We start from the raw sequence: 10267 nt of genomic DNA on the forward strand, positions 1-10267 counted from the left end.
CGCCCGGCGAGATACATCGGGTGAGCCGTGACGACTGGCAGATCGCGGCCTGTCCGCATCACGGTCCGAGCCTGACCATATCGCCCGAAGGAACCTACCATGTGACGTGGTACACCAACGGCAAGGCGCGCAAGGGATTGTTCTATGCGCGATCGCGCGACGGCGGCAAAACCTTCTCCGATCCGCTTCCGGTTGGTCAGCCAAACCGCAGCCCATCCCGGCCGCAGATTATCGCGGGGCCGCAGGGGCTTGTCATGGCCTGGAAGGAATTCGACGGGCAGAAGACGACAGTCGACCTCATGACATCGCACGACGATGGAGCGACATGGTCGAAGCCAACAGTGATTTCGGACACCGCCGACAGTTCCGACCATCCGCTGCTCGTCTCGGACAGCCGGCAGACCTATCTGTCGTGGATGACGAAGGCCGACGGCTACCATTTTCAGGCGATCGAGGGCGAACCATGAAGCGTCATCTGCTCGCTGCGCTGATCCTGTTCGCAACGCTGCCGACCGCATTGGCGGCGGGAGAGGGCGCGCCAAAGCCATTCGAACGCGGCAGCTGGCAAAAGCTGCTGCATGCGCATGCCGGTCATCCGACCCTGGTGCACTTCTGGGGAGTGACCTGCGGACCGTGCAAGGTCGAGCTGCCGCAGCTTGGCCAGTTTATGAAGGATCATCCCGGAATCGATGTCGTCACGATCAGCGCGGATCTGGTTCCCAACCTACCGGAGGCGACGCGATCGATGCTGGATCGCGCCGGCCTCGGCGCGGCCGAAAACTGGATTTTCGACGACGGCTTTGCCGAGCGGTTGAGATTTGAGATCGATCCGGCCTGGCAGGGCGATATCCCGCGAACCATGCTGATTGCCGGTGACGGAACGATCACGACGATCGAAGGGTCGGCCGAAATCGCCGATCTGGACAAATGGTCCAGCGCCCAGTCGGCAGCAGCTCGATGACACTTGAATTTCAACTTGAAAGGAAATCCGTCGCCATGAAGACGCTCTCCCGCATCCTTGCCTTCGCAGCGCTGACCGCTGCACTCGTGTCGACGTCCGCACGCGCCGAGGACGTCAAGGCCGGCGACCTCGTGATCACGCAGGCCTGGACGCGCGCAACGCCGAACGGCGCCAAGATCGGCGGCGGCTACCTGACGATCGAGAACAAGGGGACGACGCCCGACCGGCTGGTGTCAGGCTCCGGCGATGTTGCCGGCAAGATCGAAGTCCACGAGATGTCGATGGACAATGGCGTGATGAAGATGCGCGCGCTCGACAAGGGCCTCACCATCGAGCCCGGCAAGACCGTGAAGCTCGCGCCGGGCGGTTATCACCTGATGATGTTCGACCTGAAGAACCCGCTGAAGCAGGGCGACAAGGTACCGGTCACGCTCGAATTCGAAAAGGCCGGCAAGGTCTCGGTCTCGCTTGACGTGCAGGCCGTCGGCGCGCAGGCGCCGGGCGGCGGCGATCGTTCCGGCCATGGCGACCATTCCGGTCACATGGACATGAAGAAGATGTGAGGGCGCCATGCGATCACAGACGCTCCTCATTGCCACGGCGGCGCTGCTCGCAGCGCAGCCGGCGATCGCGCATATCACGCTCGAAGGAAAGCAGGCGGCGGTCGGATCGTATTACAAGGCGGTGTTCGCCGTGCCGCATGGCTGCGCGGGCTCGGCGACGATCAAGATCCGGGTGCAGATTCCGGAGGGCGTGATCGGAGTGAAGCCGATGCCGAAGGCGGGTTGGACTCTCGATACGGTCACCGGCAAATACGCCGCCCAATACGACTATCACGGCGCCAAGCTTTCCGAGGGCGTCAGGGAAGTCGCCTGGAGCGGTGGCAAGCTTGCGGACCAGAACTACGACGAGTTCGTGATGCAGACGTTTCTCACCGATACCTTGAAGCCCAACACCACGTTGTACTTTCCGGTCGTGCAGGAGTGCGAGCAGGGCGTCAGCCGCTGGATCGATATCCCAGCCGACGGGCAGGGCGGCGGGCACGACCACGGCAGCAAGACACCGGCTCCCGGAGTCAAGCTGCTGCCGAAGTCGTAAGCGATGCGGCTGGTCGCAAACCTCGCAGTGCTGCTCGTGGCGCTGTGTCTTGCGACCTCAGCCCATGCGCACGCCGTCCTGATCGGCGCTGAACCGGCCGACGGCAGTGTGGTAGCTGAAGCACCCAAGATGGTGGTGCTCCGCTTCAACGAAGCGGTGGCGCCGACGGCGGTCAGCCTGCTCGACGCTGCGGGCAAGCCGCGCGACGTCGCGATCCGCGCCGTCGACCAGTCGGTGATGGTGACACTGCCGGCGGGCCTGCCGAAGGGCACGCAGGTGGTCAGCTATCGCGTGGTGTCGCAGGATGGCCATCCGGTCGCGGGCTCGCTGCTGTTTTCGATCGGCGTCGTCACCGGCTCAGCGGCGCCGTCAAGCGACGGCGTGCTCGATGTGTTGATCTGGCTGGCGCGGCTCGGGCTCTATCTGGGGCTGTTTGCCGGCGTCGGCGGCGTGTTCTTTGCGGCCTGGATCGGGCAGGGCCCGGCCGGCGAACCGCTGATCATGTGGTCGCTGAAGATCGGCCTTGTCGGCGCGATCGCGTCGCTTGGATTGCAGGGCGTCGACCTGTTGAACCTGCCGCTCTCGGGCATCGTGACGTGGGCGGCATGGGCCAGCGCCGCCGGCACCAGCCTGTTTCCCGCGCTGCTGCTCGCGATCGCCGCGATGCTGATCGCGGCGATCGCCTGGCGCAGCCCGTCGTTCGGTGCAGCTTTCACCCGCACTGCGATCGCAATGATCTGCGTCGGGTTGTCGTTTGCGGTCAGCGGCCACGCCGCCACGGCCTCGCCGCAATGGCTGACACGAACCGCGCTGTTCATCCATGGCGTTGGCCTGGCGTTCTGGATGGGCGCGCTGGCGCCGCTGGCAGTGCTTGCCTGGCAGCGTAAGGAGTCGCTGCTACGGGTGCTGCGGCATTTTTCGACGCTCGCGGTGCCGGTCGTCGCCTTGATCGCGTTGTCGGGCCTGGCGCTCGCCGTCGTCCAGCTCGAAAGTTTTCACGCGCTGATCGACACCGGGTACGGCAACATCCTGGTTGCGAAATTGGTGCTGGTGGTGCTGCTGCTCGGGCTCGCTGCGCTGAACCGGTTGGTGTTCACGCCGGCCATCGCGCGCGAGTTTCATCGGACACGACCGCTGCAGCGCTCGATTGCGCTCGAATTCGTGCTGATGATCGCCATTCTCGGCCTCGTCGCACTCTGGCGCTTCACGCCGCCGCCGCGCGTGCTGGCGATGTCGGCCGATGTTCCGCTCGCGGTCCACATCCACACTGATGCCGCGATGTTCCAGGTCCTGATCGCGCCAGGCAAGGTCGGGCCGAACGACTTCGTGCTGCAGCTGATGAGCGGCGATGCCAGCCCGTTTGCGGCCAAGGAGGCGACGCTGACGCTGAGCCTGCCCGAGCGCGGCATCGAACCGATGGAACGCGCCGCCGCGCGCGGTGCCGACGGCTATTGGCACGTGCGCAAGGTGCCGCTGCCGGTCCCGGGCCGCTGGCACATGCAGATCGACGCCCTGGTGACCGATTTCAAGAAAGTGACGCTGGAAGACGATTTCGAGGTGAGGTAAAGCCGCGGTCAGCGCGCTCGGCGCTTCGATGGGACGCAATTCGTTCAAATGGCCGAAAATCGCCTGATTTGAAGGGTTTTTCTTATTTGGCGGCCTTGTGTTTTCACAGCCGATCCGGTTTCACTGCAGCTCTTCCCACGCTTTCCTGATTCCCGAGTAACGCCATGCGATTGTCGCGGTTTTTCCTGCCCATCCTGAAAGAAAACCCGAAAGAGGCGGAGATCGTCTCGCATCGGCTGATGCTGCGCGCGGGCATGATGCGGCAGGAGGCGGCCGGCATTTATGCCTGGCTGCCGCTCGGCTTCCGGGTGCTGAAGAAGATCGAGCAGATCGTTCGCGAGGAACAGGACCGCGCCGGCGCGCTCGAGCTCCTGATGCCGACGCTGCAGCTCGCCGATCTCTGGCGCGAAAGCGGCCGCTACGACGCCTATGGCCCGGAGATGCTGCGCATCCTCGATCGTCACAAGCGCGAGCTGTTGTACGGGCCGACCAACGAGGAAATGATCACGGAGATTTTCCGCTCCTACATCAAGTCCTACAAGAACCTGCCGCTCAACCTCTACCACATCCAGTGGAAATTCCGCGACGAGCAGCGTCCGCGCTTCGGCGTGATGCGCGGCCGCGAGTTCCTGATGAAGGACGCGTATTCGTTCGACCTCGACGAGGCCGGCGCGCGGCGCTCCTACAACAAGATGTTCGTGGCCTATTTGCGCACTTTTGCGCGGATGGGCCTCAAGGCGATCCCGATGCGGGCCGAGACCGGCCCGATCGGCGGCGACCTCAGCCACGAATTCATCGTGCTCGCGGAGACCGGCGAGTCCGGCGTCTACATCAACCGCGATGTGCTGGACCTGCCGGTGCCGGGCAAGGACGTCGATTATGACGGTGATCTGACGCCGATCATCAAGCAGTGGACTTCGGTCTACGCCGCGACCGAGGACGTCCACGAGGCTGCGCGCTTCGAACAGGAAGTGCCTGAGGCAAAGCGGCTGAAGACGCGCGGCATCGAGGTCGGCCAGATATTCTATTTCGGCACCAAATATTCCGACACCATGAAGGCGATGGTGGCCGGTCCCGACGGCGTCGACGTGCCGATCCATGGCGGCTCCTACGGGGTCGGCGTGTCGCGTCTGGTCGGCGCGATCATCGAAGCGTGTCACGATGACGCCGGCATCAAATGGCCCGAGGCCGTCGCGCCGTTCCGCGCCGCGATCCTCAATCTCAAGCAGGGCGATGCCGCGGTCGATGGCGCCTGCGAGCAGCTCTATCGCGAACTCTCGGCGAAGGGCGTCGACGTGCTCTACGACGACACCGACCAGCGTGCCGGCGCCAAGTTCGCCGCGGCCGATCTGATCGGCATCCCGTGGCAGATTCTCGTCGGGCCCAAGGGGCTTGCGGACGGCAAGGTCGAAGTGAAGCGTCGCAGCGACGGCTCACGCGACAACATGAGCCCCGCCGACGTGGTCGCGAAGCTCGCGGGTTAAAGTTTATTCACGCCGCGCTGATCGGCGGGGTAATCCGGCCACATTTGGCCCGAATCATGGGATTATCGACAGATGGATGAGACCATGAGCGAGCCAGTCCGTACCCCGCCCTTTGCGCCATTCGAATGGCTGCTGTCCGGACGCTATTTGCGCGCGCGCCGCAAGGAAGGGTTCATTTCGGTCATCGCCGGCTTTTCGTTCCTCGGCATCATGCTCGGCGTCGCCACGCTGATCGTGGTGATGGCGGTCATGAACGGCTTCCGCAAGGAATTGCTGGACAAGATCCTCGGCCTCAACGGACATATTCTGGTGCAGCCGCTGGAATCGCCGCTGACCGACTGGAAGGATGTCGCCGACCGCATCAGCCAGGTGCAGGGCATCCGCCTCGCCGCGCCCGTCGTCGACGGGCAGGGGCTCGGATCTTCGCCGTTCAACGCCGCCGGTGTCTTCATCCGCGGCATCCGCGCCGACGATCTCAACAACCTCACCTCGATCGCCAAGAACATCAAACAAGGCTCGCTCGAGGGCTTTGATGAGGGGCAGGGCGTCGCGATTGGTCGCCGCCTCGCCGACCAGCTGTCGCTGCATGCCGGCGACATGATCACGCTGGTTTCGCCGAAGGGCGCGGTGACGCCGATGGGCACCACACCGCGCATCAAGCCCTACAAGATCACTGCGGTGTTCGAGATCGGCATGTCGGAATATGATTCGACCTTCGTGTTCATGCCGCTGACCGAGGCGCAGGCCTATTTCAACCGCAACAACGACGTGTCCTCGATCGAGGTGTTCACCACCAATCCGGACAAGATCGAGACCTATCGCAAGCTGGTGACCGAGGCGGCCGGCCGGCCGGTCTTCCTGGTCGACTGGCGGCAGCGCAATTCGACCTTCTTCAACGCGCTTCAGGTCGAACGCAATGTGATGTTCCTGATCCTGACCATGATCGTGCTGGTCGCGGCGCTCAACATCGTCTCGGGATTGATCATGCTGGTGAAGGACAAGGGCCAGGACATCGCGATCCTGCGTACCATGGGCGCCTCGCAGGGTTCGATCATGCGGATATTCCTGATCACCGGCGCATCGATCGGCGTCGTCGGCACGCTGGTCGGTCTGCTGGTCGGCTTGCTGATCTGTTTCAATATCGAAACCATCAGGCAATTCCTGTCGTGGCTCACCAACACGGAACTGTTCGATCCCACGCTGTATTTCCTGTCGAAGCTGCCTGCTGAAATCGATTTTGGCGAGACGCTCGCCGTCGTGATCATGGCGCTGACGCTGTCCTTCCTTGCGACGCTCTACCCGTCGTGGCGCGCCGCGCGCCTCGATCCGGTCGACGCGCTCCGGTACGAATAAGGAGCGCACATGGCGGAGGGGGCGGAAGACACACCGGTCGTCTATCTTCATGACATCAAGCGGGAATATCGGCAGGGTGAAGCGACCCTGACGGTCCTGAACGGCGCCAAGCTCGCGCTGTGGCCCGGTCAATCGGTGGCGCTGGTGGCGCCGTCGGGATCCGGCAAGTCGACATTGCTGCACATCGCGGGCCTGCTGGAGACCCCTGATGACGGGGAAGTCTATGTCGCGGGCACGCCGACCTCGCAGATGTCCGATGTCGACCGCACCCAGATTCGCCGTTCCGATATCGGCTTCGTCTATCAATCGCACCGGCTGCTGCCGGAGTTCTCGGCGCTCGAGAACGTGATGCTGCCGCAGATGATTCGTGGCCTCAAACGCTCCGAAACCGTGAAACGGTCGACCGAGATTCTCTCCTATCTCGGGCTCGGCGACCGCATCACCCATCGTCCGGCCGAACTCTCGGGCGGCGAGCAGCAGCGTGTCGCAATCGCGCGCGCGGTCGCCAACGCGCCCCGGGTGCTGTTCGCGGACGAGCCGACGGGCAATCTCGATCCCGGCACCGCCGACCATGTCTTCAATGCGCTGATGCAACTCGTGAAGGCGACCCGGGTCGCGATGCTGATCGCGACCCACAATCTGGATCTCGCCGCGCGAATGGATCGCCGGGTGTCGCTGTCGAACGGACAGGTTGTCGAGCTCGAATAGTGCGTCATCGCGCGAACCGGGTAATTGTTCGCATGAAGAATGCGCGCTAAGAGCTGGAATCCGTAGCCTTTTTCGCCCTGCTTCACGCGGCTCGGAAAGCGCTTGATCCTCAATAGGCGGGGCGTCTGCCGGGCTGCCTCGGCCGACGGTCGATCGGCGGTCCGGCATAGTAGGGGTTATTGATGCAGATCGCCGCCAGGCCGGACGCCGAGGCCTGGCACTGCGCGATCGACGTGTAGCCGCAGTCGGTATCCTCACCGCCCCATCGGTAGTTGGTCTTACAGACCGGCGAGGTCGAATCGTATTTCTGGGCGCTGGCAGGTGCCGGCGCCGCCAAGGCCAGGAATGCCGGCAACAGTGCCAGAATCAGACTGCGCATCAGAAATCTCCTCGTCGGTCAGGCGTCGGCAACGCTCATACCGAGCGCGCGCGAATAGGCACCCGCGCGCAGCGCTGGATCAACTCACATTCCCGCGCCGGTGTTTGCCGGATCGGGCGTCAGTGGATGAACAGGTCGAAGAAATTGCCCTCACGGCGGTCCCGCGGGGACACGTGAAGATAGGAGCGCGGGTCGTTGTCGCCGGCATAATAGGGGTTGGCGACGCAGTTCTGCCCGATGCCCGAAGCAGTGGCCAGGCACGCCTCATACGACGGATAGGAGCAGTTGCTCAGGCCGGGATAGCGGTCGCCCTGAATGCAGAACGGGTAACGCACGCCGACGGCATGCGCGGGCGCACTCCCCAGCGTTGCGAGTGCGGCCACCGACGCTGCAGCAGCAAGAATCATCGTCCGCATGTGCATTCCTTTTGCTGCGAAGATTCGACCTTGGCGACGATCCAAATCGGACAAGCCGGTTTCGGTCAACACGATCTTGCGCGCAGCTGCGCAGGCGGACCTGAATTGTGAAGATTGTGCGGCAGTTATGTGGCAAAAGTCCCAGGAAGTGCCCGTAATACAGTATTAACTTCAAATTTGAGCGAAGTCGTTTGGCCCTGCCTGTTGCCGCGAAGTTACAGCAATTCCGCCGGGGGCTGCTATGACGGTGTCTCGCGGCCTTGGGGGCCTGTAGAAAAAGTTGGAACGGGAAAATGAAAAAGATTTTGCTTGTCACCGCCAGCATGATCGCGCTCAGCGCGACTGCTGCTTCCGCGGCTGACCTCGCGGCTCGCCCTTACACCAAGGCTCCGCCGCCCATGGTTGCCGCTGTTTATGATTGGACCGGCTTCTACATCGGTATCAACGGTGGTTGGGGCCAGAGCCACGACAACCGTTCGGTCGACGGCTTCGGCGGCGTCGGAAGCTACGACGCCAACGGCGGCACCGTCGGTGGCCAGATCGGCTACCGCTGGCAGGCCGGCGGCTGGGTGTTCGGTCTGGAAGCTCAGGGCAACTGGGCTGACTTCTCCGGCAGCACCGGCAACCTGGTCGTCCCGGGCGGCATCGTTCGCTCGAAGACCGATGCGTTCGGCCTGTTCACCGGTCAGATCGGCTACGCCTGGAACAACGTCCTGCTGTACGCCAAGGGCGGTGCTGCGGTCACCGATCGCAACTATCAGTTCCTCAACGCGGCCGGCAATCTGGCCTCCCAGACCGGCTTCGACACCCGTTGGAGCCCGACGGTGGGCGTTGGCCTCGAATTCGCCTTCTCGCAGGGCTGGTCGCTCGGCGTCGAATACAACCACATCTTCGAAGACACCCACGGCGCGACCTTCGTCACCCCGGCTGGTGTTGCAGTGGCTGGCTTCCACACCGGTGGCGACACCGACATGGTCCTCGGCCGTCTGAACTACAAGTTCGGTGGCCCGGTCATCGCGAAGTACTGATCGCTCGCTTAATTCAAGCGGCATCGAAAACCCCGGGCTTCGGCCCGGGGTTTTTTGTTGGCTTGGCGGCGCAGCTCGTCGGCCAGGAGCAGGGGAATGGGCTTTGCTCGTCCGCTCCGGGATTCGGGGCAGGTTTGATTGGGCGGGGCTTTCCAACCGAACGGTCAACGCGGCATATTCGGGGCATGACGAACGTGCAGCTCATCTCCGAACTGACGTGCCCATCCTGCGGCCACGTCTCCATCGAGACGATGCCAACCGATGCCTGCCGGTTCTTCTACGACTGCAAGGGGTGCGGCACTCGCCTGAAACCGAAAGCAGGAGATTGCTGCGTGTTTTGCTCATACGGAACAATCCCGTGCCCGCCCAAGCAGGCGGGGGACTGTTGCGGTAGCTAGCTCCCCGGAGCCTCCCGACCAGCTCGCCATCCGGATCATTGTCGGCGGCGAGGCATCGGCCGGTCAGGAATTAACCACAGAGGTTGGGGTCTCTGAGGCGTTTAGGGGTCATTTTTGCGCCGCAACGATTCGGACGATCTCATCGTCATCGGTGGTCAAGTAACCAAAGGCCATCCACCCGGCGCACATGCCGAAAATGATCAAGGCAGTTTTTAGCCAGTGGCTCATGGAGCAAATATGCACCCTGTGCCAGCCAATTTCCACCCCGGCCGACTGCCACAATCAAACTGACCCACTACCCAAGCAACGCTGGCAGCCCAGTTTGAGAAGTGAATCAGCACGTCCTACGCTGAGCGCAGCAACGCTTCAAACTATCGAGTCGCTGCCACTTCCTGCCACGATTAACCAAGGGAATTCTTTCGGGGTCAGTTTTCAAACTGACCCACTACCGTTGCTTGACTCCTAGAACAAAAAAGGAACAGTGTTCTGCATACGTTCCAGTTCAGGGAGAGCGGCCATGTTGAAGATTTTCGTGCAGGAAGCTGCAGCGCTGGCATCGATCACGCTGTTCGTCGGGATGATCGCGGTGTGGGCCCAGCTGATCACCCAATTCTGAGAATGCGCCCGCGGGGACAGGGACAGAGCCGTCGGCATGGCTTGCCCTTGGGGAAAAGCGGGAGGACTTGCCGCCACGCCGCGTTCGGCGTGGACTTGGCAGGGTTCAGGCCCCACGATGGGATCGCGAGTCGGGTCTGACGCTTTCGAGTTCCGGCCCAGGCGCTCGCTCCATCCCTGACCCAAGAGCTTCTGTAAGCAGCCATGCCGAATGCCGGATTCGTTCATCTTCACGTTCATTCCGCCTATTCGCTGCTGAAG

At 62.9% G+C, this 10267-nt stretch carries 12 protein-coding genes; 10 read left to right on the forward strand and 2 right to left on the reverse strand.

Features of this window, described 5'->3' with window-relative positions:
• From PMN64_RS39535 to PMN64_RS39570, 8 genes are all read left to right on the forward strand, one after another.
• The coding region (locus PMN64_RS39535; protein ID WP_411784670.1) for a sialidase family protein at nt 1–467 on the forward strand (467 nt) is incomplete at its 5' end.
• Complete coding sequence (locus PMN64_RS39540) at nt 464–961, forward strand: TlpA family protein disulfide reductase (RefSeq protein ID WP_411784671.1); 498 nt, start codon at nt 464–466, stop codon at nt 959–961. The genes PMN64_RS39535 and PMN64_RS39540, both read left to right, overlap by 4 nt.
• A 35-nt stretch (nt 962–996) precedes the next feature.
• Nucleotides 997–1524: a copper chaperone PCu(A)C gene (locus tag PMN64_RS39545; RefSeq protein WP_411784672.1), complete on the forward strand. Its 528-nt coding sequence runs from the start codon at nt 997–999 to the stop codon at nt 1522–1524.
• A gap of 7 nt (nt 1525–1531) precedes the next feature.
• On the forward strand, nt 1532–2059 hold the full coding sequence (locus PMN64_RS39550) for a YcnI family protein (protein ID WP_304495543.1): 528 nt from the start codon (nt 1532–1534) through the stop codon (nt 2057–2059).
• 3 nt (nt 2060–2062) lie between these two features.
• On the forward strand, nt 2063–3625 hold the full coding sequence (locus tag PMN64_RS39555; protein ID WP_411784673.1) for a copper resistance CopC/CopD family protein: 1563 nt from the start codon (nt 2063–2065) through the stop codon (nt 3623–3625).
• A 164-nt stretch (nt 3626–3789) separates the two neighbouring features.
• A complete protein-coding gene (gene proS / locus PMN64_RS39560; protein WP_028339646.1) occupies nt 3790–5109 on the forward strand; it encodes a proline--tRNA ligase in 1320 nt (439 codons plus the stop codon).
• A gap of 72 nt (nt 5110–5181) precedes the next feature.
• The gene (locus PMN64_RS39565; protein ID WP_028339647.1) at nt 5182–6462 is read left to right on the forward strand and encodes a lipoprotein-releasing ABC transporter permease subunit; all 1281 of its coding nucleotides are present in this window, start codon (nt 5182–5184) and stop codon (nt 6460–6462) included.
• A 9-nt stretch (nt 6463–6471) separates the two neighbouring features.
• Nucleotides 6472–7170, forward strand: coding sequence for an ABC transporter ATP-binding protein (locus tag PMN64_RS39570; protein WP_028339648.1), 699 nt, complete (start codon nt 6472–6474; stop codon nt 7168–7170).
• Between the two features lie 109 nt (nt 7171–7279).
• Here PMN64_RS39570 and PMN64_RS39575 read toward each other — a convergent pair whose 3' ends face one another.
• Nucleotides 7280–7549 carry a DUF3551 domain-containing protein gene (locus PMN64_RS39575; RefSeq protein WP_028339649.1) on the reverse strand — a complete coding sequence of 90 codons (270 nt, stop codon included), beginning with the start codon at nt 7547–7549 and terminating at the stop codon, nt 7280–7282.
• 119 nt (nt 7550–7668) lie between these two features.
• Nucleotides 7669–7965: a DUF3551 domain-containing protein gene (locus PMN64_RS39580; RefSeq protein ID WP_035631156.1), complete on the reverse strand. Its 297-nt coding sequence runs from the start codon at nt 7963–7965 to the stop codon at nt 7669–7671.
• A 293-nt stretch (nt 7966–8258) separates the two neighbouring features.
• Between PMN64_RS39580 and PMN64_RS39585 the strand changes: the two genes are divergently transcribed.
• Both PMN64_RS39585 and PMN64_RS39590 read left to right on the forward strand, forming a co-directional pair.
• Nucleotides 8259–8993: an outer membrane protein gene (locus tag PMN64_RS39585; RefSeq protein WP_411784674.1), complete on the forward strand. Its 735-nt coding sequence runs from the start codon at nt 8259–8261 to the stop codon at nt 8991–8993.
• A 185-nt stretch (nt 8994–9178) separates the two neighbouring features.
• Nucleotides 9179–9391, forward strand: coding sequence for a GDCCVxC domain-containing (seleno)protein (locus PMN64_RS39590; RefSeq protein ID WP_411784675.1), 213 nt, complete (start codon nt 9179–9181; stop codon nt 9389–9391).
• The last annotated feature ends 876 nt before the right edge of the window (nt 9392–10267 follow it).

Origin of the sequence: Bradyrhizobium sp. UFLA01-814, assembly GCF_046718885.1 — a bacterium.
Classification (GTDB): Bacteria; Pseudomonadota; Alphaproteobacteria; order Rhizobiales; family Xanthobacteraceae; genus Bradyrhizobium; species Bradyrhizobium elkanii.